The organism is Micromonospora sp. ALFpr18c, assembly GCF_008868155.1.
GTDB lineage: Bacteria > Actinomycetota > Actinomycetes > Mycobacteriales > Micromonosporaceae > Micromonospora.
Genome location: NZ_WBKR01000098.1, coordinates 1 through 23065 on the forward strand (window position 1 = coordinate 1; position 23065 = coordinate 23065).

Sequence of the window (23065 nt, forward strand, 5' to 3'; positions counted from 1 at the left end):
GCTCAGCCCGCACGCCCGGGCCCACCATCGGATAACTCATCCACTCGGTCCTATCTGTGCTAGCCGGACTCCACCGGCCTTAACGGAAATTCGACATATTCCGTTACACAGATCTCCCTACAGGCCCCAAGCCGGCGCCGAAGTCGCTGCGGGGAAGATCGGGTCGGGGTCCGGGCCGTCCGGCCGGGCAGCCGGGGACGACGCTGGAACAGGTCGCCGACCCTGATGTGATCGTCCGGCATGTTCCGGCCGCCTGTGGGGGGTGTGGTGCCGGTCTGACCGGCGCCTTACCGGTGCGGGTGGCCCGCCGGCAGGTGTTCGACATCCCGGACCCGAAGATCGTGGTGACCGAGCATCAGATCGTCACGGTGGCCTGCCCCTGCGGACAGCGCACCACCGGCACAGCGCCGGCGCAGGCGACCGCACCGGTGGCCTACGGGCCGCGGCTGGCCGCGATCGGGGTGTACCTGCTGCACGGGCAGTTCCTGTCGGTCAGTCGCACCGCTGAGGCGCTGTCCGACCTGTTCGGCGTTCCGGTCGCCGCCACCACGGTGGCGTGCTGGGTCAAACGCACCGCCCTCGGGATCATCGACAAGGTGTTGCCGGTTATCGGCGACCGGGTCGCAGCCGCGCCGGTGGCCCACTTCGACGAGACCGGCTTGCGTACCGCCGGGAAGTTGGCATGGCTGCACTCCGCCTCCACCGCCACGGATGTGCTGCTCAGCGTGCACCCTCGACGGGGCACCGAGGCGATGAACGACGCCGACGTGCTGCCCCGGTTCACCGGCGTCGCGGTGCACGACGCGTGGGCGCCGTACGACACCTACACCGCCGCCACCCACGCCCTGTGCAACGCCCACGTGCTGCGGGAGTTGGTGTATGTCACTGACACCGCCACCGGGCAGGTCGCCGACCTCTCCCAGCAGGCCATCACCGCCCTGACCAGCTTGTGGCGGCTCGTGTGCGCCGCTCGCGCCGAGGACCGCGAACCCGACCAGAGGGTGATCGCCGAACCGCTACACCTGCTGCGTTCCGCCGTGATCCTCGGCGCTGAAGCGACCACCGCCCGGACCACCCCGCTAGAACGCAAACACCACAACCTGTTCCTGCGGCTACGCGAGCGGCGAGCCGACTACCTGCGGTCCGTCACCAACCCTGCCGTGCCGTTCGACAACAATGCGGCGGAGCAGACCATCCGGATGCCGAAACTGCGGATCAAAGTATCCGGGAGCATGCGCACCCTCACCGGCGCGCAGCACTTCGCCGCGATCCGCAGCTACACCGCCACCGCGACCAGACAAGGCATCAACACCCTCGACGCCCTGATCCAAGCCGCCACCGGCAACCCCTGGATCCCCACCACCACCTGATCGTCTCCTCAAGCGTTCCCACCTGCCCAAACAGAGACACCTATCCAGTTACTCCGACTTTAAGCATCAGGAGGCCGCCGGGTTGGACTTCACGACGAACGTGACTCGCCTGTCGCCCGCATTCGCATAGCGGGCAAAGAATTGTCTTGCGGTCGCTCCAACTCGCGCCTCACGAATCTCTGCCAGCTCCCCTTCCACAGACTCCGTGTACCAGTTCTCACCTGACGGGTAGTACTCGCCATTTTTAAACTCCCAAAGGTCTCCGCCAAGCAGAGCCACACCGTTCACCAGAAGTATTTTGAGCACTGCTGGAGCTGCGGAGAGGGGAAAGCAGTACTCTTTCGATCCAGCGACCGCACTGAGATCAAAGGCAAGTTCAGCCAGGTCAGGAGGCAGCAAACTGAGCATGTTGGACTGAACTTCGCTGACCATGGTTACTTCATCCTCCGATCAAAGAATCGATGGTTAATCGAACCATCAGACTCAACAATCCAATGGAACGTACCCCTCGAACCATTCACGGAGCCGGGAAGCTTTACATGCAGACGTGAAATCCCGTCACCCCCCTTGACCATCGACGTATCCCGCATCGTTGGCAAGGTGTCAATTGACGCAGGGAACGCATGATCATCGCCACTCTTGATCTGCTCCTGAACCTTCTCCGTGTACCGTGTGCCCTGAAGCGGATTAGCGTCCGGCCGCTCCGGCCCGAGTGGCTTGCCCGCCATGTACGGCGCAGGAGTGTCGCCACCGCAGTTGTGTACGAGTACCGGTGTGTTGCCGGCGAGCACATAGTACGTGTGGGTGTTGGCGACGGTGAGGTTGTGGACGGTGGCCCACGGGGTGGTCCAGCGTTCGACCGCCGTGATCTGCACGAGGGTGCCGGCACTGGTCCGCAGCATCTGACCGGATCGCAGGTCGGTGGCGTCGACCCACTCGTTCAGCTCCGGCACCCAGAACGGGTGACCGTCGGTCGCCGTGACCTCGGCCGTGCCTGATCCCTGCTCACCGTCGGTGTCGATGGTGACCTTCACCAGGTGCTTGACACCGTCACCCTTGATCGCGGCGGTGACCGTCTCCACCTCGACCCGACCCGTCTCCGGATCAGTGACCTGGACCTTGTCGCCCGGCTTCACGTCCTCGATCGGCTTAGCGGATCCATCGGCCATCAGGACTTTGGTTCCCGGGACGAAGCTGTTGGTGAGGCACGACTCGCCGCCGTCAGACTTCCCGGCGCCGCCTCCTCCGCTGGCCCCGCCATTACTGCGGCCGGAGGCACCCGACGCACCGCCGGGCTTCGAGTCGCCCTTGCCGGCACCGCCCTTGCCGGCGCCACTCGATGCGGCCGAGGATCCCTTCGGGTTGCCCTTCGCCTGGGCCTGTTTCTGGACCGGGTTTCCGGTCTTCTTCGTGGCGTTCGTCGCCTTGTTACTGGTCGTGTTGATCTTGTCGGCGGCCTTCTTCTTGGCTGCCTGGGCTGCTTTCTTCGCCCGTTCGATCGCCAACTTCTTGGCGTTCAGCGCCGCCGTCTCCGCCGCTCGAACAGCCGCCAGGACAGCCTCAGCCGCCCGTTTTGCGGTCTTCCACGCCTGGATCGCCGCGATCGTCCGGTCGATCGCCCGGATCACGGCCGGGATCTTGCCGATCTTGCCCCAGGGAATCGCTCCGATGATCAGGCTGCCGCACGCCCACATGTCACCGCCGAAGCAGTTGATGGCGTCGTTGATCCCGATGAAGTCCTTCAGCATGTACCACGCCGAATCGAGGATCACCGACATCAGCGAACGGCCCATGTTCGCCTGCGCCTGGGAGACCATCGCCGCCGACAGGCCCGCGCCCGCCAGCGCCGCCGCCGTCTCCGACGCGGTCAGCGCCACCGACAGACCGGACGGGTCCGAGTGGGTCACCGGGTTGTTGTGGGCGTACGCGTACCCGTTGGACTGTGCCGGGTCGGTCAGATCCAGGACCGGGTCGGCGGAGAGGAACCGACCCACGCTCGGGTCGTACAGACGCGCGCCGAGCGGGGTGTAGCCGGAGGCGTCGTCGCGGACCGCGCCGAGGAATCCCTTGTTGTTCTGCATGTTGACGCTGAGCGGGGTGGTGCCACGCTGGTTGCCGAACGGGTCCTGCTTGCGGATCCGCACCGGCATCGCCGTGTCGTACATGCCGATCTCGGCGTACGTGCTGCCCTGATGGTCGCCGGCGAGGGCCAGCAGGTTGGACCCGTTGACCGCACGGTTCGCGTAACGGACCACGGTGCCACCCGGCGCCGCGTACGAACGTTGTACGGAGACCTGCACCCCGCCCTGCTGCACGGTTAGCTGCGCCTCGCCCAGGTTCAGGGTGGCCTGGCGCTGCTGGATCGTCAGGAGACGGCTGCCACCCGGCCCGTAGATGTGCCGGGTCTCGTCCTGCGCCTCCCACTGTTGCGCGGGCACATTGGCGCATGCGGCCAACACGATCGGCGTGCCATCGGTGGTCGCCGCGTCCTTGACTGCGACGCAGAGCCCGGACGCGGTGTGCTTGAGCTGGCCCGTCGACAGGCGTTCCAGTTGCTGGCCCGCCGAGCCGGTGCATGCCTGCACCGCGAGGACCGAGCCCGCGGTGTTGGCAGCCGGCTGGAGACACCAGGTGTCGTACGCGGCGAGCGTGCCCAGGTTGGCGTTGCTCTGGTTCGGCGTGGCAGCGAACGCCCACTTCTGTGCGGGCGACTCGTTGCACGGGTAGAGCATGAGGGGCTGGTTGGGGGTGGCGAGTCCGTTGGTGAGGTCAAGGCACTTGCCGGCCAGACCGACGTACGGGCTCTTGCCCTTGCTGCCCGCACCGACGATCCGGTCGATCTGGCCGTCGTAGGTCCAGGACAGGGTCTGCTGGTCGCCGTTCTCGATCGAGGTGACGGACTTCGTCTCGCCGGTCAGCTCGTACAGCCGCTCGGCGGCGGCGGTGACCGCAGCACCGGCCGGGGTGACGTAGTTCTTGGTCACCTTGGTGAGGGTGCGCGGCTGACTGCCGTCGGCCTTGCCGTAGGTGTACGTGCTGGTGGCGTCCTTGGCGGTCGCGCCGGTCAGGTCCTTCTCCACCAGCTTGGTGCGGTTACCGAGCAGGTCGTACTCGTACTCCTGCCAGTAGCCGGACTTGTCCGGGCCGGCCGCCACGTTGACGGAGCCGTCCGCGTTGACCGGGCCCGGCGAGCACTGCGCCTGGTTCTTCGCGGTCCAGGCCGTCTTCACCCGGCCGAGCGCGTACTGGAAGCACTGCCGCTCCTCGATGCCGGTCGCCTGCTCACGGATCGCGAGGACGTTGCCCGCGTCGTCGTAGGCGTAGGAGCGGTTCGAGACGAGGTTTCCGCCGACGACGCTCTTGTCACCGGTCTGCTCGCGGTAGACCTGCTGGCTGTTCAGGGCACCGCTGGCGTCGTCGTACGAGGCCATCGTCCACACCCGGTACGGCTGGGCGCCGAGGGTGGACCGCAGCACCTGCCCGTACGGCGAGTAGACGGTCTCCGCGCCATACCAGTCCTTACCGGACACCGACAGGGGCAGGCCGCCCTTGGTGTAGCGGACGAGGAGCTTCTCCGACGGCAGGCTGCCGACGGCGGGCAGCGTGGTCGACTCGGGCAGACCGGTGTCGGTGTAGCTGTATTCGTAGGTGTAGGAGGTCCGCAGGCCCCACGTGTCGGCGATGGCCTGCGGCAGCGTGAGGGTCGTCGACGTGGGCTGGTAGTCGTCGCTGTAGCCGCCGACCGTCTGGGTGTACGACAGGCCGTCGGTGTACCGGGTGGCGCTGGCCGGCAGGCCCTTGCCACCGGCGACGGTGTCGTAGGTGAACTCGCCCAGGAGTGTCCCGGTGCTGCCGCCGAGGCGCTGCTGCGTCGGGCGGGACAATTGGTCGTAGCCGTTCCAGACGGTGACGTTGCGGGCGTTGGTGGAGGTCAGCTGCCGGTCCCGGTGGTCGTACGTCATCCGGGTGGTGCCGGAGTCCGGGTCGGTGGCGGTCTCCAGCCGGCCGCGCTGGTCGTAGGTCCAGGTCCACGGGCGGGTCGGGTCGGCGGAGTGGGTGGCCTTCACCATCTGGCCGCGCGCGTCGTGCTCGTACCGCATCGTGGTGAACTCGGTGCGGGCGGTGTTGGTGAAGGTGTCGACCCGGGTCGTGCGGCCCAGGGCGTCGGTGAACAGCCGGTAGGAGGTCGCACCCGCCGGGTTGATCACCGTGGAGTGGTCGGCGCCGTACGCGTAGCTGGTGGCACGCCCCGACTGCTCGCTGCCGGCCAGTACGGGCAGTTCCTGGGTGACGCGGCCGAGGCCGTCGTAGGTGTAGAGGGTGGCGTTGGGTACGGGTGCCGGGTTGGCCGGGTCCACGAACGGCATGAACAGCTGGCCGCTGGGCGATCCGTTGGCCAGGTAGGCGTTGTTGGTCCGCCATACCTCGCCGGAGCTGTTGTACTCCGTGTCGGTGATCAGCCGGCCGCTGCCGGTGGCCTCCTCCTGGCTCTGCCGTTCGCGGCCCAGGCCGTCGTAGATAGTGACGGACGTCTGGATCCGGTTCTCGTGCCCCCGGCTGAAGGTGGTGACGTACGGCGGTTTCCCGGCGGAAACCGTGTACTGGGCCCGGAAGTCCGGGACGGCCGTGGACGACGGGGTACGCCCCGGGCCCCAAGCCTCGACGAGGCGGCCCAGCGCGTCGTACTTCGCCTCGCTGACCCGGTCGTTGAGGTCGGTGGTCTTGACGGTGACCGCGCGGCCCGGGTCCAGCTCCCGGACCTGCTTGTGCCCCAGCGAGTTCTCCTCGGTGACGCTGGTGGCCTGACCGGTGGCCGGGGTGTAGGTGATCCTGGAGGTCTTGCCGTCCGGGTCGGTGCTGCTGACGACGCGACCGATGGCGTCGAAGCCGGTGGTGCCGTCGGACTGGAAGCCGGAGCCGTCGCCCTTCAACGACCAGGTCTGGCTCGCCAGGCCACGGGTCGAGGCGCCAAGGGCGACGTCGTACGCCTGCCCGTCGTAGGCGACCCGGCCCGCGGAGCTCAGCGTCTTGAGGTCGTCGAAGTTGGCGGCGGCGCAGGTCGTCGGGCTGGTGAGGATCTGCTTGGTCAACCCGATGAGGTTCTTGTCGTCGCGGTGCAGGTAGTCGATCCGGGTGCAGGACTCGTCGCCGTCCTTGCCGGTGTCACCGAGGGACTCAATGCGTTCCGGCAGGCCGAGGGCGTCATCGAACTTCGTCGTCGTCTCGACCTTGCGCAGAGTGCGGGCGTCGTCGCCGGTGCCGGAGGACCTGGTGTACGAGGTCTGCCGGGGCTCGGTGACCCGCCACGCCTTCAGCGGGCTCAGGCCGTCGTCGCGTGAGCGCGACGCGAGTTCCTGCGCCTCGGGGTACGTCACGCTGCGGGTGAGCCAGTTGCCGTCGGCGTCGTCGGCGTTCGCGTACGTCAGTTCCTCGGCGACCCGGCCGGCGAACGCCTCCCGGTCCTTGGCGATCTCGACCTCGGCGGCGTCCTTCACGGAGACGTTGTCGCCCATGCCCCGGAAGTAGCGGGTGACGGACTTGGTCCGCTTGCTGCCGATGTCGGGATCGTCGGCACCAGTGAGGACGGTGACCTGGTCGACGCCGGCGAACTGGGAGTACGTGCGGGTGGACTTCTTGGTGAACTCCTGCTCGGCGAGCCGCCAGGCCGGCTTGCCGTACGCGTACCTGGTGATGGTGGTGTACGCGCCATCCAGGTTGGGAAGTTCCTCGACGCTGTCGACGACGTACTTCTGGAACCAGTCGATCTCCTCGGCGGCCGGGTCCGGATGCCAGAAGGCGGGGTAGCACAGTCGGTCGTTGGCCTTCAGCGCGGCGGTGTCGCTCTTGCCGGGTAGCCCGGTGCCCTCCTTGCAGTCGTCCACCGGCGCCTTGTAGTTGATGACGGTCTCGCCGCCGTACTCGTTGATGACCCGGGCGATCCGCAGCCGGGAGAAGCCGGGCCGGCTGTCCCGCTTGACGCGGTTCGGCATGTCCTCGGTGTTGGACTCGAAACGCACCGCGTTGAGCGCGATCTTGTCGTCGTTCCTGCCGTGGCCGGTACGGGTGATCGACTCCAGCCACAGGGCGGTGTTCGGGCCGGTCTTGAGGATCGGGAACGACTGCTTGAGCTGGTACTCGTCCACGAGCTGAAGCGACTTCGCCGACGTCCGCTGCGCCGACGTGGTGATCGTGTCGAGGCGCTTGCGGGTGAAGAAGGACGGCGAGGCGTTCCAACACTTCTGGCCGCCGACGCATCGCAGGTCGGCCGGGGTGTCGTACCAGATTCGGTACTTGTCGGGGTTGGTGCTGGCGAAGTTGCCGTCGGTGCAGGTGAGGGATCCCTCGGCGAAGCAGCGCTCCGCGACGCTGAAGGAGATCCGCGCCAGGGGCTCCTCGGAGAAGATGGTGTTGGCGCGCTGCCCGTAGTCGATCCGGGCGAGGTAGCCGCCACGGTCGTAGCTGACCGGGTCCTTGAAGTTGAAGTTGCGGGCGTAGTGGTTCGTCTCGCGTTCCCACCACAGGCTCATGGCGTTGCCGTGGATGTCCTCGACGTAGTCGAGGGACCACCGCCACGCCTCGGTGCAGACGGAGCCGGCCCAGTTGCCCGCCTTGTAGCAGGGCTCGTCCGAGTGGTTGCTGTAGACGGGCACGGTGAGCACCGAGTTGGTGACCGGGTCGTCGGCGGCGCTGCCCCGGTCGGACCAGCCGGGCAGGCGGTTGCGGCCGAAGTGGTAGCGGGTGCCGTCCCGGGTGGTGACGATCCAGTATTCGCCGTCGGCGTCGCCGTTCGCCAGGCTGGTGTCCTGCACCAGCTGGACCTTGGAGCCGTCGCCGTTGGCGGTGAACCATGCCTTCTTGCCCTCGTCCCAGACCAGTTCGGTGGTCATGCCGGCAAGCGACAGGGTGGCGTTCTTCGAGCCCCAGCACAGGTCGGCGGTGCGGTGCGTGGAGTTGTTCGCACCCGGCTTCTTCGAGTCCTCCCGGCAGCTGGCGTAGCTGCGGGTGATCGCCCCCGCGCTGTAGTCCCAGCCGTCACCGATCCAGGACGCCTGGTTGTTGGTGGCCGAGGTGCGGCCGTCCACCGACTGCGAGGAGTACGACAGGGCGACCTTCGGCATCAGGCCGGCGGCCGTCTCGGGGGTCTGCACCTGGTACGAGTAGGTGAAGGCGCCGGACGACGAACCCGCCGCCCAGGAGCCCGAGGAGAGCAGCGGAGTGGCGGTGAAGTCGCCGGCCGCCGACGCTCCGGTGTCCAGCACGCCGACGACACTCGAGCCTTCCGCCGCGGCCGTGCGGGCGCCGGGCCCACCGGTCGCGTTCTGTGCGCCGAGCAACGAGCCCACGGGCACCTTGCCGGTGACGACCCGCTGCGTCGGCTCGTTGGCGGTGGCCGTGCCGCGGGCCGATGCCTTGGTGGCCGGCAACAGCTTCACCTCGCTGGGCACCACCTGGGCACTCGCCGCACCGGACATCGTCCCACTGCCGCCGTCGGTGGCGCAGTCGCCGGCGTCGGGGGCGTCGAAGACGCAGTTGGGCAGCAGCATGACGCCGAAGCGGTCGGCGGCCAGCGGACCGTAGAGATCGGCGAAGTCCGTGTAGGTGACGTGGAGCGCGACCTCGGCGGCCGGGTCGGCGGTGGCCGGCGGCGTGATCTTCATGATCAGGCCAGACACGCTGGCCGCCTGGGACGCCTCGGGGGCAGCGAGGTCGACGGTCCAGGTCCCGGCGAGGGCGGCCGGGTCGCCACCGTCCGGTACGCCGAGGGAGACCGGCAGATCGTCGACCTTCTTGGTCTCGCCAGCGACGACGCCGGTCAGGTCCACGGCGCCGCTGTCCTGCTGCCACGGCTCGACGGACCCCGGCACGTACGGGACCACCGGCACCTGATCGGCGGTCAGCAAGTCAGTGTCGGCTTCCCCGTTCTGAGCGACCTGCTTGCTCTCCGGGACGTCCGGCAACTGGACCTGGGTGTCCTCGCGGCTCATGCCGGGTCCGGGCACCGCCCACGCTGCGGCGGGCACGGAGGTCGCGACGAGTGTCGTGGACAGGAACAGCACCAAGGTGGTGTGTGCACGACGCCGCCAACGAGGGCGGACCGCCTCCGTCGAGGTCCGTCGGCCATGCCACCGCCGGGACAGCAACCCGATACCACGCATACGTGTCGACTCCACCCAGGCGCAAAACGAACGAGAAGGCGCGGACAACCGCGAAAAGCACGTGCCACTGTCGGCACGTGCGTGAGCACTCTGCGGTAGTCGCGGTCCCTACTCAAGGCCAGATGTCCGTCACCGAAGTGGCATCAGGTGATCTGGGTCACTCGACGATTGGTGATCAGTTAGCTGCGCATGGCAACAACCGGACACAGTGGACAGATTTGTCTATACATGGCGGTTCCGCGCTACCAAAACGTACACAAGATCGAATTCCGCCCGCACGTTCGGCGACGCCGGCGCGATATATAACAGATTTATAACGTTGCCGGGATGGACGAGAACGGCTCACGTCATGCGATCGTGTGCTCGCATTTGCCCCTCGGCCCGCCGACGGGGCCGCTTGCTGTGCCTTCCCTTGTCGCCGGCCCCCCACGGGAGTAGAAGCGCCGTGACCGTGCCTCGCCTGCTCAGCCCGTTCGTGCGTACGCGCACCAGGCTGACTCTCACCCTGGGCGTCCTGCTGGCCGCACTGGTCGCGACTCTGCTGCCGCTGTCGCGGAGCGACCAGCCGCGCCGCGCCGCCCTCGCGCCGGTGCCGGCCGCACCCCGCAACGAGGCGTCGGCCATGGCCGACGCCCTGAAGATCGGCAAAGACGTGCTGGTGGACACGGCCACCACCGCCACCTCACTCACCTGGGCGATGCCGAGCGGGCAGCTGCGCACGACGATCCACGCCGTACCGCAGCGGGCGAAGAACACCGCCGGACAGTGGGCGGCGGTCGACAACACGCTGACCCGCGCCGGAAGCGCCACCGGCGGGCTGGACATCCGTCCGGTCAACGCCGCCACGCCCGTGCGGTTCTCCGGCGGCAGCGCCCCCGGTCAGTCCGAGGGCACCGCGAGCATCCTGACCGAAATGGACGTCGAGGGTCACACCATCGCGTACACCTGGCCCGGTCGCCTGCCGAAGCCGGTGCTGGACGGCCCGCGCGCCCTCTACCCCGAGGTCCACCCCGGCGTGGACCTGCTCATGGTCGCACGCGACGACGGCGGCTTCGGCCAGCTGCTGATCGTCAAGAATCGTGAGGCCGCCACGATCCAGGCCGTCCGCTCCCTCACCTACGGCCTGCGCTCCGACACAGTGGTCTTCCGTCGGGACGCGACGACCGGCGGCGTCCTCGCCCTGGACAAGGTCAGCGGCGAGGAGGTCAGCTCGATCCCCAGCCCCTTCGCGTGGGACTCCGCCGGACGGGATCCCGAGGCTCCGGAGGCCGGACCCCGCACCGCCGTCGCCACGCCCTCCGACGTGCTGGCGCTGTCCGGCCTCGTCGGCAGCGAGCCCGGCGCCCGCCAGGCCCAGATCCCCACCCGACTCGACGGTGACGGCACCGGCAACGTACGACTGCACCTCGACGCCGCCGCCACCGGGCTGCTCACCGGCGCGGACGTGCTCTTCCCCATCTTCCTGGACCCGACCCTGATCAGCGGCAAGCTGGCGTGGGCCACCGTCTACTCGCAATATCCCAACGGCAACACCTACAACGGCACCAACTACAACTCCGGAACCACTGACGCCCGAGTGGGCTACGAGGAGGACTCGCCGCTGCGAACCCGCTCCTTCTGGCGGATGGGCTACGACGCCGGGATGAAGGGTGCGACGGTCACCTCGGCGAGCTTCAAGGTGCTGAACAACCACTCGTGGAGCTGCAGCGCCAGGGAGATGCAGCTCTGGCTCACCGGTTCCATCTCCAGCGGCTCGACCTGGAACAAGCAGCCGGCCTGGAAGGAGGAACAGTCGAGGCGTTCCTTCGCCTACGGCTACGGCAGCAACTGCACCGACGACTACGTGAGCTTCGACGTAAAGAAGGGCGCCCAGGACGCCGCCAACGGTGGCTGGTCGAACCTGACTTTCGGCATGCGCGCCAGCAGCGAGTCCGACACCTTCACCTGGCGCAAGTTCAAGGTCACCTCCGCGGAGCTGAGCGTCACCTACAACCGGCCGCCCAACGAGCCGACGGGCGGCACCACCTCACCCGGTGGCGCCTGTGTGCCCGGCACCGGCGGAGGCGTGATGGTGGCGAAGACCAACATCGTCCTGTCCGCGTCCTCCTCCGACGCCGACGGCAACCTCAAGAGCCTGCGCTTCCGCTTCTGGAAGAACGGCACGGCCGTTCCGGCGGGCACCGTCGTCACCACCACGAGCGCCGGCAAGGCGACGCTGACGATCCCCGCCGGCAACCTGGAGGACAAGGCGGTCTACTCGTGGGAGGTGAGCGCCGAAGACGCGGCGGGCGCCTCGTCGTCGTTCTTCCCACCCGGCAGCGAGCCCTGCCGCCTCACCATCGACGCGTCGGCACCCCCAGCACCGGACGTCACCAGCGACGTCTTCAAGGAGGCCACCCCCGACGGCGCGACGTGGGCGACGGTCACGTTCGGCGAGACCGGCCCCATCACGTTCGCCGCCTCCGGCGCCACGAGCTTCACCTACTCGTTCGAGAGCATCGGCACGGTGAGCGTGCCGGCCACCGCCGGCACCGCCACCGTGCCCAACCTGGCACCCCGGCACGCCGGTCCCACCACCCTGCACGTTTACGCGTACGACGCGGTCGGCAACCGCAGCGCCCGCACCGACTACACCTTCTACCTGCCGCCCCGCTCGACCGCTGACGGCCCTGGTGACACCGGCGGCGACGGGATACCCGACCTGCTCCTGGTGGACTCCTCGGGCAACCTGCGCAACTATGCCGGCGACACGGGTGGCGAACTGTACGCGTGGCTCGTCGGCTCGTACGCCGGAGACAAGCTGAACCCGACCGGTCACTGGTTCGACCCGGGCACCGGCAAGGCTGCCCTGGTCACCAAGCACTCCGACACCTACCCGGGCGACGGCACGACCGACATGTTCGCCCGCACCCCGGACGGCGGCTTCTGGCTCTACCCCGGTGACGGGTACGGCACCTTCGACGTCGACCGCCGGCTGCGGGTCCTCCTACCGGCCACCGGAGTCGGCGGAACCCCCATACCCGCTCCGGACACCTGGACCCAGATCAAGGCGGTCGGCGACATCACCGGCGACAAGCTCCCGGACCTGATTCTGCGAGCGGGGACCGCCTTCTGGACGCTGAGCGGCTACACGGGCGCGAGCTTCCAGGAGGCGACCCTGATGGAGGGCACCGCCTGGGCCCGACGGGAGGTCGTCAACGTGGCCGACATCGACCTCGACGGCACGCCGGACATGCTCTGGCGGAACCTGGACAACGGCAACATGTACGTCCGGCACGGCAAGCCCGGCTCGACCTCGGGCAGCGTGAACCTGGATTCGCTCAAGTCGGCCGCCGCCTCCCGCAGCGGCGACGTCTCGTACGGCACGGGATGGTCGGAGGCCAACATCAGCGCGATGATCAGCATCCCGGACGTGAATGGGGACCGGGTTCCTGATTTCTGGACCCGCTCCGGCACGGACGGCATGATGCGGATCTACCACCCGTCCACCACGAACACGGGTGGTCCGGTGAAGGTCGTCCTGGGCGACGACTGGCGTGGGGTCAAGTCCTTCGGCTGAGCCACCGCGTCGCGCCAACGCGCAACAACGGGCTTGAGCAGCTCTTCACTCGGGCCCGTTGTTGCGCTACGGCTGTCTCAGCCTCGAACGTCAGCCGCACTGGTCCTGATCGATAAGCCGGTGCTCCTGCCAATCGCTGCGTACGGCCGAGCTCAGCGCCCGCTCGCCGAGGGAGCGCCAGGCGTCTTCGTAGATCGCAATCTCGTGGGTCTTGTCAAGGTAGACCGCGCCGCACGGTCCGTCCCTGACTGTCGTCGCGTAAGACACCTCGTCCCTTGGTCCGCATTCTGCTCCGAAAGATTGCGCCAGGCCAGTGGTGAAACGACCATCGTGAATGACCGAACGACAACTCGGGGCGGCCACTTACGCGAGCGCTATACCTCAGAGTCATATTTATGACTTTGAGGTATACGGCTCTACGGAGTCCGGGGCTCCGGACCGCGCCGCCAGGACGAACGTCTCCAGCTCCTCGCCGCCGTACCAGTCGCTGCGCCGGCCCACGTGGGCCATGCCGAGTCGCCGGCACACCGCCATCGACGCGTCGTTGCCGGGCGAGACGACCGCGTAGATCTCCGGGGTGCCGGCGGCGAACTCCCGTGCGACGAGCGTCCGCGCCGCCTCGGTGGCGTACCCGTGACCCCACGAGTCCGGGTGCAGGTGCCAACCCACCTCGATGTCCTCGGTACGCCGTTTCTCATCGCGACCCGGCAGCGGCTTGAGCAGCGCCGTGCCTACCACCCGGCCGGTGTCGCGTACCTCGATCGCCCAGGTGCCGTACCGGCCGTGGTCGGCGGCGTGCCGCTCCTGCCACACGCGCAGCCGCTCGGCGGCCTGGCTCGAGTCGGTCATCGGCAGGCCGGGAACTCCCAACCAGCGGGTGACCTCCGGGCGGGAGTAGATGTCGTAGATCCGGGTCAGATCGGCCGGGTCGGCGGTCCAATCACGCAGGATCAGGCGTTCGGTGGTGAGACCAGTCATGACCGGCGATCTTAAGGAGTGACGGACACGGCGACGGGGAAAGGGACCACGATGGGCAGCGGATGGCAGCGGGCGAAGCGGATCACCAGCGCCGCGTTCCGCCCGGTGCGCGGACGAGACCTGTCGCTGCACGCCGCCGCGATCACCTTCTACGGGGCGATCGCGGTGGTGCCGGTCGCCCTGCTGGCCATCTGGCTCACCTCGCTGATCGCCGGGGCCGAGCGGGTACGCCGGCTCACCTCGTACGCCGTGGAGGCGCTGCCCACCGCGATCGGCGCGCCCCGGGCGGTGGAGGCACTGGTCGACGCCGGGGTGGAGCTGACCCCGCTGCTGGCCCTGGCCTCGGTCCTGCCCGCGTCGCTGTACGGCGAGGGCCTGCGCCGGGCGTTCGTCTCGGTGGCGGCACCCCGCACCGACGAGCACCTGGTGGGCTGGCGAGGGCGGCTGCTGCTGCTGCCGCTGCTCGCGCCGGCTCCCGCGTTACTACTGTCGATCCTGCTGGCGCTGCCGCTCACCACCCGCCTCGTGCGGCAGGGCGGCTGGGTCGGCGTGCTCGGGGTGGTGCTGTCGTTCCTGGCGGTCTGGCTGGTGCTCACTCCGGTGCTGGTGTGGGTGTTCCGGGTGGTCGGGCCGGCATCGCCGGACTGGCTCTCCACCCTCGGGATCGGGTCGTTCACGGCCGCGAACCTCTCCGGCTTCCTGCACGGATTCGTGCTCTTCGCCTCGTTCCCCCTGGATTTGGGGGTGCCCTTCGGCGGCTTCGACGACATCGGCGCCGGTGTGGCCGTCCTCCTGTGGCTGTACCTGTTCCACGTGATCGTCCTCGCGGGCTACTCCGCGACCCTGGCCCTCTCCCGCTGGCGCGCACACCGCTCCCCGGGATGATCAGGGGGTGGCGAGGGCTTCGGTGGGGGTCAGGCGGGCCGCGCGGATCGACGGGTACACCCCGGCGGCCATGCCCACCAGCAGGGCGCCGCCGATCCCGCCGACCACCGAGGTCACCGGGATGGTCGGGGGCCAGCCCTGATAACTGGCGTAGCCGGTCGTCGCGAGCAGCCCGAGCAGCGCACCGGCCGCACCACCGAGCACGGACAGCAGCACCGACTCGGTGAGGAACTGCACCCGGATCTGGCCACGGTTCGCGCCGAGCGCCCGACGCAGGCCGATCTCCCGACGGCGCTCCAGCACCGAGATGACCATCGTGTTGGCCACCCCGATCCCACCCACCAGCAGCGCCACCGCCGCCAACCCGAGAAACAGCGCGGAGAACGTGCTCTCGGTGGCCCGTTTCGCGGCGAGCGCGTCGGAGGGGCGACTGACCTGGACCAGGCCGGGCAGCTGCGGGTTGAGCGTGGCCGGCAGCACCGCGCGGACGTTCTCCAACGCGTCCTCGCGGGCCCGCACGTACACCACCGTGGGGTGACCGTCGAAGCCGAGCAGGTCCCGGGCGGCGTCCCAACCGACCAGCACCGACCGGTCGAGGTCCGGTGCGATGGGCAACGGCTCCAGTACGCCGATCACGGTGAACCAGCGCTCGGCGATGCGCACCTGGGGCGGCTGGGCCGGGTCCACGGTGCTGAACCCGAGACGGCTCGCGGCCACGTAACCGAGGACGGCGGTCGGCAGCTTCGCCGTGCCGTCGTCGAGGAAACGGCCGGTGCGAACCCGGCCGTTGACCGTGTCCAGCAGGTCCGGCCGCGTGGCCAGCGTGGCGAGCCCCGCCGTGTCGTACCTGTCCACCAGGTCGTTGCGGCGGACCGCGACGTGCGTGTTCGCGACGGCGCTCACCGTCTCGACCGGCCCGATCCGGTCCACCATCGCAACGGATTCCTCGGGCAGCAGCACTGGCGGATCCCGATCCGGCACCGGCTCGGCGCGCAGCAGATTCGTGCCGAGGGCGGAGAGCTGATTCATCAGGTCACGCTGACTGGACGCCGGGATGCCCACCACCACGATCATCGTGGCGATGCCGATGGAGATGCCCAGGGCGGAGAGGACCGCCCGCATCCGCCGGGTGGTGAGCCCGAGCAGACCGAGCCGGAGTACGTCGGTCGGGGCGAGCCGGGGTGGCCGAGGGTTCGCTGTCGACGTCGGCGTGCTCATCCGCGGCTCCTGTCAACGGTGTCGGCGACGATCCGCCCGTCGCGGATGTCCACCTGTCGGGGCGTACGGGCGGCGAGGTCCCGATCGTGGGTGATGACGGCGATGGTGGTGCCCTCCGCGTGCAACGCCAGCAGCAGAGCCAGCACCGCCTCCCCGTTGGCGGTGTCCAGGGCGCCGGTCGGCTCGTCGGCCAGCACCAGCGCCGGGTCGTTGACCAGCGCCCGCGCTATCGCCACCCGCTGCCGCTCCCCACCGGAGAGTTGGTGCGGCAGGTGGTCGACCCGGTGCGCCAGCCCGACCCGCGCCAACGCGTCGATCGCCGTACGGCGCCGGCGACGACGGGGTACGCCGGCGTAGAGCAGCCCGGTGGCGACGTTCTCGGCGGCGTCGAGCCCTCCGACGAGGTGGAACTGCTGGAACACGAAGCCGAGCCACCGGCCGCGCAGCGCGGAGAGCCGGCGGTCGGACAGGGCGGTGACCTCCTGCCCGGCGACGCGTACGTGCCCGCTGGTGGGCAGGTCGAGGGTGCCCATGATGTTGAGCAGGGTCGACTTGCCGGAACCGGACGGTCCGACGATGGCGAGCAGTTCACCGGCGCGGACGGTCAGCGAGACGTCGTCCAGCGCGGTGACACCGCCCGGGTACGTCCGGCTCACCCGGTCGAGGCTGAGGACCGGTTCCGCGTACACCGGGATGACCTCGGTCGGCGCGTCCCCGGCGCGGGTGGGGATCGCGGTGCTCACGCGGCCGTCACCACCTGGAGGCCCTCGGTGACGCCGGCACCGCTGACCTCGACGAGACCGCGGGAGAACATCCCGGTCTCCACGGCCAGCAACCCGCCGTCGGGCAGTTGGAGGGCGTGACCACCCTCGCGGAGCGCCACCAGCGCGCCGACCGGCACGGTCAGCACGTTCTTGCGGGTGCTCGTGGTGAACGTGACCTGGACCGACGCCGCGTCCAGCTTCGCCACGTCCGCCGCCTTGACCGGTGTGACGAGGACGTCCACCTTGGGTGGACCGTCCTGGCCGGCTCCCGCGTCCGGGCCGCCACCCTGGACGGTGTGCGAGATCGAGGCTACCCGGCCGGGGATCTCGGAGCTGTCCGGCAGGGTGACCGCCACGGCGGCGCCCACCCGGATGGTGGCGACCTCGGTCGCCTCCACCGCGACGGTCACCAGCTTGGTCTTCTCGGTGACGGCAACCAGCTCACCGGCGACCGGGTCACCGGGCAGGGCCTTCACCGCGCTGACCCGGACCGGCCCGGACAGCACCACGGCCCGCCCGACCTCGATCCGGCCGGTGGGTTCCAGGTCGAGCGCCTGCTGCCACTTCTTGATAGCGGCCACGAGCGCGTCGGTGAGCAGAGCCCGACCCGGGTCGATCTTCGTGCCGTCCTTGGCCCGAGTCGGCTGCGTACCGGTGGCGTACCCGAGCGCCTTCAGGTTGTCCCACACGATCCGCACGTCGCTGCCCACCAGGCCGGGCTTGTCGAGGGTACGAAAGAGCGGGGTGTCGCCGAACAGCACCGGCACCGGACGGTCGTTGACCCAGTACAGCGGCTTGCCCCGGGCCACCGTGTCGCCCACCTTCGGCAGCCGGGTGACGATCCCCTCGCCCATCCCCTTGACCACCCGCTCCGGGCCGAAGCCGAGCGTCCCGTCCAGGGACCGGCTGTCCGACAGGTCGGTGCGGGTCACCTTCGTCGTCGTCACCGGCGGCGGGGCGCTCGCCGTGTCGTCGGCGCCATCACGCCGCAGGGCCAGCACGCCGACACCCGCGCCGACGGCGACCACCACGGTCACGAGCGCCACCACGATCGCCGTCCGTCGGCTCGGCCTACTTGCCACCGAACGCCTCCATCGTGCACTCCTTCTCGGCCTTTTCCATCGCCGGAGCGTCAAGGCCGCCCGTCGGGTCGGCAACTCCGTCGTCGTACGTCCAGCCGGAGCCGTCCGGTAACGCGTGGATCTTCATGCCGCGGCCGCGCAGACACTGCACGTAGTCGTTCCACTGGCTCACGTAGTTCGGGTTCCTCTCCTCGTCCAGCTCCGGTGGCTGGAGCGGCAGCTTGTTGGCGCACGCCACGTACGCCGCCTTCGGCTCGCCGCTCTGGTCCAGGGAGATCACGTTGCGCCCCTCGGCGGCCGCTGCCTCCATGCGGACCTTGTTCTCCTTCACCCCGTTGTCCCGCAGGCAGATGTTGTAGGTGTTCCAGAGCCGGTTCGTCTCGTCGTCGGTCATGTCCAGACGCAACTGGGGGCGGCCGGTCGCGGCCGCACCGGAGGCGGACGCGCTCGGCGCGACGGATGCCGTGGCGAGGGAGGCGACATCGGCCGTGCTGCCGGCGTCGGCGTCGGCGTCGGCGTCGGATGTCGCACCGCCACAGCCGCTGAGGACGGCGGCGAGCAGGGTGAGCACGACGAGCCCGAGTCGTTGTGGTGCCTTCGTCATGCCGAGCAGCATCACGAGCACTTGTCAGAGACCTGTCAGAGATTGGTGCTCATCCGGTAGCCCCAGCTCAGCGGCACCGCCAGCGGGCGGCTCGGCAACGTACAGTCGCTGCCGTGGGTGCGCGGGTGCTGGTGGCCGAGGACGACGAGAAGCAGGCCGAGTTGGCCCGCCGCTACCTGGAACGCGAGGGGCACACCGTGGTCGTCGTCGGCGACGGGCGGGCCGCCCTGGAGCAGATCCGCCAACGTTCACCGGATCTGCTGATCCTCGACGTGATGATGCCGAAGGTCGACGGCCTGGACGTCTGCCGCATCCTGCGCCGCGAGTCCGACCTGCCGGTGCTCATGCTGACCGCCCGGTCGACCGAGGACGACCTGCTGCTCGGCCTGGACCTGGGCGCCGACGACTACATGACGAAGCCGTACAGCCCTCGCGAACTGGTGGCCCGGGTGCGGACACTGCTGCGGCGGGGACAGCGGACGGCGCGGCTGGCCGATCCGGTGCTGCGCGTCGGCGCCCTGCACGTCGACCCGGTCCGCCACGAGGTACGCGCCGACGGACGACCCGTCGACTGCACACCGGGCGAGTTCCAGCTGCTGCAGGCGATGGCCGCCCAACCCGGACGGGCCTTCACCCGCGACCAGCTTCTCGGCTACCTGCACGGGTTCGACCGGTACATCACCGGCCGGACCGTCGACGTCCACGTCATGAACCTGCGCCGCAAGATCGAGGCGAACCCGCGCAAGCCGACCCGACTGGTGACGGTGTACGGCGTCGGCTACAAGCTCACCGAGGAGAGCTCCCATGCGGCGTGAGGTGCCGCTGCACCGCAGCCTGCTGCTCCGGCTGCTGGTGCTGGCCGTCCTCATCGCCGTCGGCTCGATCGCGGCGACCGCCTGGCTGGCGGTACGGACCACGACCGGGGCGATCCGGCAGGAACAGGGGCAGGCGCTCGCCGACGACGCCCGCATCTACGACACGCTGGTCGGCTACGCGGCGACCCACCCCACCTGGGACGGCGTCGACGCGACCCTGCGACCGCTCGCCGCGCAGGTCGGCCGGCGCATCACCCTGACCACCGAATCCGGCACGCCGGTGGCCGACTCGGCACCCGAGGCGGGTCCGCTGCCGTCGAAGCCGTCCGCGACCGTCGACGCGCTCGCCGTCGACACCGCCCTGGTCCTGGGATCCGGCACGGCCGTCGACGCCGCGCGTATCGACCCCCGCGCCTCCGGCCCGTACCTGCTCCCACCCGACGAGCGCCGGACGCTGCGCGACAGGGCGGACCAGGCCGCCCTGTGCCTGCGGGTACGGATCAGGATCGCGGTTGTCGTCGAGCTGGGGCCCACCGGCCGGCCCCGGCTCAACACCCCCGGCACCGACCTCAACGACAGCGACTCAGCGCGCTGCGACCTGGCACGCGAGGAGCTGGCAGCCCCGACAGCCACCGAACGCAAGGCGCTGGCACAGCTGAACGCGCTGGTGAACACCTGCCTGGCCCGGCGCAAACTGACGCCCGTGAACGTCGCCCTGGACTGGACCTGGACGACGAGGCCCCGCCCCGAACGGTACACCGAGCCGGACCTCACCGCGGCCGCCCAGGATCACAGCCGCGCGGCCAACGCCTGCGTGGGCACCAGCCGGCGGGAACAGCTCCTTGCCTACGTCGCCCCGGCGGCGACCCTGTTCGTCAGCGATCCTGCTGGTCACCCCACCACGACCTTCGACCTGTCCCGGGCCAACCAGATCCGCATCGCGGCGGTCGCCGGCCTCGTCCTGCTGGTCAGCGTCGGGGTCACCGTGCTCGCCGGCATCCGGCTGACCCGGCCGCTGCACGCGCTGACCGGGGCGGCGCAACGGATGCGCGACGGCGACGGATCCGCCCGCGTCCGGGTCACCGGCCGGGACGAGATCGCCCGGCTGGCCGAGGCGTTCAACGACATGTCCGAGCGGCGCGAACGCCTGGAACAGCTACGCCGGGCGATGGTCAGCGACATCGCCCACGAGATGCGTACCCCGGTCACCAACATCCGGGGCTGGTTGGAGGCCGCCGAGGACGGCGTCGCCGTCCTGGACCAGAGGTTGGTGTCCTCGCTGCTGGAGGAGGCGACGCTGCTCCAACACGTGATCGCCGACCTGCAGGACCTCGCCCAGGCGGACGCCGGTGCCCTGCGGCTGCACCCCGAACAGGTCTACCTCGCCGACCTGCTCCCCCAGGTGGCGGAGGCGCACCGCGTCCAGGCCGACCGTGCCGGTGTCACGCTCGCCCTGCGGGTCGACGCCGACCCGCAGGTGTACGCCGACCCGGTACGGCTGCGCCAGGCCGTCGGCAACCTGGTCGCCAACGCGGTACGCCACACCCCCGCGGGCGGCAGCGTGACGATCGACGCCCGGACGGCGGACGGCGAGGTGACCATCGCCGTCGCCGACACGGGCAGCGGCATCAGCGCCACGGACCTGCCCCGGGTGTTCGACCGCTTCTGGCGGGCGGAGAAGTCCCGCAGTCGGCAGACCGGTGGCAGCGGCCTGGGCCTGGCGATCGTCCGCAAGCTCGCCGAGGCCCACCAGGGCACGGTGACGGCAACCAGCAAACCCACCCGAGGCTCCACCTTCACCCTCCACCTCCCCGCTCCGCACTCTTGATCAAGAGGTTTGCGTCAACCGGACGGCGTGTGATGACGCAAACCTCTTGATCACCACGAGGGTGGGTGGGTGGACTAGGCTGCGGCGGCATGAGTGGTGAGATTCCGGCCCGCGCCGACGTCGTGATCGTCGGTGCCGGGCACAACGGCCTGGTCTCCGCGGTCCTGCTGGCGCGTGCCGGCCTGGACGTCCTCGTCCTGGAGGCCGCCGACGTGCTCGGCGGCGCGACCCGCACCGAGAACCCGTTCCCGAAGGTGCCGGGGCTGCGCCACTCCACCGGCTCGTACCTGCTCGGGCTGATGCCGCCGGAGCTGCTCGCCACCCTCGACGTACGGATCCCGGTGCTGCGCCGCGACCCGCACTACTTCCTGCCCACGCCGGGCGGCCTCGGCTCGCCGTACCTGCTCTTCGGCAGCGACACCACCGCGACCCGGGCACAGCTCGCCGAGTTCTTCTCCCCCGCCGACGTGGCCGCCGACGACGCCATGCAGGCCGAGCTGGCCGCGCTGCGCGAGGATCTCGCCCCGGCCTGGCTGGCCGAGCCGCTGACCGTCCAGGAGACCGCCGAGCGGTACGTCCGTCCGGCGTTGCGGCAGGTCTTCGTCGACCTCGTCCAGGGCTCGGTGGCCGACTACCTGGCCCGGTTCGAGTTCCGCTCCGAGCTGCTGGTCAGCATGTACGCCGTCACCGACGGGCTGTCCGGGCTCAACGCCGGCCCGGACGACCCCGGCACCGGCCACAACTTCCTCGTGCACAACATGTGCCGGCTGCCCGGCTCCGGCGGCACCTGGATGATCGCCGAGGGCGGCATGGGCACGGTCTCGCGCACGTTCGCCGAGGCCGCCCGCGCCGCCGGTGCGACCATCCTGACGGGTACGCCGGTGAGCGCGGTGACGCTCGACGGCGGCGCGGCCAGTGGCGTCGTGCTGGCCGACGGTCGGCAGGTCGCCGCCCGGGTGGTGCTCGGCGCGTGTGACCCGTACCGGCTGATGGACCTGTTGCCCGACGGCGCGCTGCCGGCGCCGCTCGGCGAACGGATGGCGGCGGTCCGCCGCCCCGGCACCACCCTGAAGCTCAACCTGGCGCTCACCGGGCTGCCGCACTTCTCCTGCCTGCCCGAGGGCACACCGAGCCCGTTCGGCTCGACCATCCACCTGCTGCCCGGCTCCGCGTCGCTGGTCGGTGGGGACACCACCTCACCGATGACCGCGCTGCGCGGCATGTGGGCCGACGTGCAGGCCGGGCGGCTGCCGGCGGAGCCCACCATCGAGTGGTACCTGCACACCACCGTCGACCCGTCGCTCTCCGACCCCGCCGGGCACCACTCGTCGGCGCTGTTCGTCCAGTCGGTCCCCTACGAGCTGGCCGGCACCACCTGGGACGCCGAGCTGCCCGGGTACGTCGACCGGCTCATCGAGATCGTCGAGCGGTACGCCACCGGCACCGGCGACCTGATCGCCGACGCGGTGCCGCTGCCCCCGCCGGGCATCGAGGCGCACTTCGGCATCACCGGCGGGCACATCCACCACGTCGACAACACCGTCTCGTTCACCGACCGGATGCCGTACGCCACCGGCATCGACGGCGTGTACGCGGGCAGCGCCGGCTGCCACCCGGCCGGCAGCGTGATCGGCGCCGCCGGCCACAACGCGGCCCGCCGCATCCTCACCGACCTGGGCCGCTGACCCTGTTCCCGGTCGCGCCGGCCGACGGTCGGAGATCCCCCGGACCGCCGATCAGGTAGTAGCCGACCAGCAGGAGGTACGCGCCTTCTCCCGGCCGCGTCCGTACCGGTACTCGCTCTCC

General features: G+C 69.8%; 13 protein-coding genes and 1 pseudogene. 6 read left to right on the plus strand and 8 right to left on the minus strand.

Annotated features, from left to right (window positions below; all coding sequences use genetic code 11):
• Positions 1 to 146: 146 nt before the first annotated feature.
• A complete protein-coding gene (locus F8271_RS18165) occupies positions 147 to 1370 on the plus strand; it encodes an IS66 family transposase (RefSeq protein WP_225854607.1) in 1224 nt (407 codons plus the stop codon).
• A gap of 66 nt (positions 1371 to 1436) precedes the next feature.
• On the opposite strand, the gene F8271_RS18170 is transcribed toward F8271_RS18165, so the two are convergent.
• Both F8271_RS18170 and F8271_RS18175 read right to left on the minus strand, forming a co-directional pair.
• Positions 1437 to 1802: a hypothetical protein gene (locus F8271_RS18170; RefSeq protein WP_151490960.1), complete on the minus strand. Its 366-nt coding sequence runs from the start codon at positions 1800 to 1802 to the stop codon at positions 1437 to 1439.
• A gap of 2 nt (positions 1803 to 1804) precedes the next feature.
• Positions 1805 to 9526: an RHS repeat-associated core domain-containing protein gene (locus F8271_RS18175; RefSeq protein WP_151490961.1), complete on the minus strand. Its 7722-nt coding sequence runs from the start codon at positions 9524 to 9526 to the stop codon at positions 1805 to 1807.
• Between the two features lie 445 nt (positions 9527 to 9971).
• On the opposite strand from F8271_RS18175, the gene F8271_RS18180 reads away from it, so the two are divergent.
• The gene (locus tag F8271_RS18180; protein ID WP_151490962.1) at positions 9972 to 13085 is read left to right on the plus strand and encodes a DNRLRE domain-containing protein; all 3114 of its coding nucleotides are present in this window, start codon (positions 9972 to 9974) and stop codon (positions 13083 to 13085) included.
• A gap of 156 nt (positions 13086 to 13241) precedes the next feature.
• Here F8271_RS18180 and F8271_RS18185 read toward each other — a convergent pair.
• Both F8271_RS18185 and F8271_RS18190 read right to left on the minus strand, forming a co-directional pair.
• A pseudogene (locus F8271_RS18185) lies at positions 13242 to 13340 on the minus strand (XRE family transcriptional regulator); the annotation flags it as partial.
• 138 nt (positions 13341 to 13478) lie between these two features.
• The gene (locus F8271_RS18190) at positions 13479 to 14063 is read right to left on the minus strand and encodes a GNAT family N-acetyltransferase (RefSeq protein ID WP_151490963.1); all 585 of its coding nucleotides are present in this window, start codon (positions 14061 to 14063) and stop codon (positions 13479 to 13481) included.
• Positions 14064 to 14114: 51 nt separating this feature from the next.
• Here F8271_RS18190 and F8271_RS18195 point away from each other — a divergent pair, with 51 nt between their 5' ends.
• Positions 14115 to 14948 (plus strand): YhjD/YihY/BrkB family envelope integrity protein, encoded by an 834-nt coding sequence (locus F8271_RS18195; RefSeq protein WP_151490964.1) that lies wholly within the window; start codon positions 14115 to 14117, stop codon positions 14946 to 14948.
• Here the strand turns inward: F8271_RS18195 and F8271_RS18200 are convergent, their stop codons facing one another.
• From F8271_RS18200 to F8271_RS18215, 4 genes are read right to left on the minus strand one after another with little or no spacing between them, the layout of a single operon-like run.
• A complete protein-coding gene (locus tag F8271_RS18200; protein ID WP_151490965.1) occupies positions 14949 to 16166 on the minus strand; it encodes an ABC transporter permease in 1218 nt (405 codons plus the stop codon).
• Complete coding sequence (locus F8271_RS18205) at positions 16163 to 16855, minus strand: ABC transporter ATP-binding protein (RefSeq protein WP_151490969.1); 693 nt, start codon at positions 16853 to 16855, stop codon at positions 16163 to 16165. The genes F8271_RS18200 and F8271_RS18205 overlap by 4 nt, the downstream gene beginning before the upstream one ends.
• Before the next feature lie 50 nt (positions 16856 to 16905).
• Positions 16906 to 18012 (minus strand): peptidoglycan-binding domain-containing protein, encoded by a 1107-nt coding sequence (locus tag F8271_RS18210; RefSeq protein WP_225854606.1) that lies wholly within the window; start codon positions 18010 to 18012, stop codon positions 16906 to 16908.
• Positions 18002 to 18616 carry a hypothetical protein gene (locus F8271_RS18215; RefSeq protein WP_151490966.1) on the minus strand — a complete coding sequence of 205 codons (615 nt, stop codon included), beginning with the start codon at positions 18614 to 18616 and terminating at the stop codon, positions 18002 to 18004. The genes F8271_RS18210 and F8271_RS18215 overlap by 11 nt, the downstream gene beginning before the upstream one ends.
• Before the next feature lie 113 nt (positions 18617 to 18729).
• Here F8271_RS18215 and F8271_RS18220 point away from each other — a divergent pair, with 113 nt between their 5' ends.
• The 3 genes from F8271_RS18220 (at position 18730) to F8271_RS18230 (ending at position 22944) form a co-directional block, all read left to right on the plus strand.
• Positions 18730 to 19431, plus strand: coding sequence for a response regulator transcription factor (locus F8271_RS18220; RefSeq protein WP_192580344.1), 702 nt, complete (start codon positions 18730 to 18732; stop codon positions 19429 to 19431).
• Positions 19421 to 21259 (plus strand): HAMP domain-containing sensor histidine kinase, encoded by a 1839-nt coding sequence (locus F8271_RS18225; RefSeq protein WP_151490967.1) that lies wholly within the window; start codon positions 19421 to 19423, stop codon positions 21257 to 21259. Before F8271_RS18220 ends, F8271_RS18225 begins: the two co-directional genes overlap by 11 nt.
• An 89-nt stretch (positions 21260 to 21348) precedes the next feature.
• The gene (locus F8271_RS18230; protein WP_151490968.1) at positions 21349 to 22944 is read left to right on the plus strand and encodes an NAD(P)/FAD-dependent oxidoreductase; all 1596 of its coding nucleotides are present in this window, start codon (positions 21349 to 21351) and stop codon (positions 22942 to 22944) included.
• The last annotated feature ends 121 nt before the right edge of the window (positions 22945 to 23065 follow it).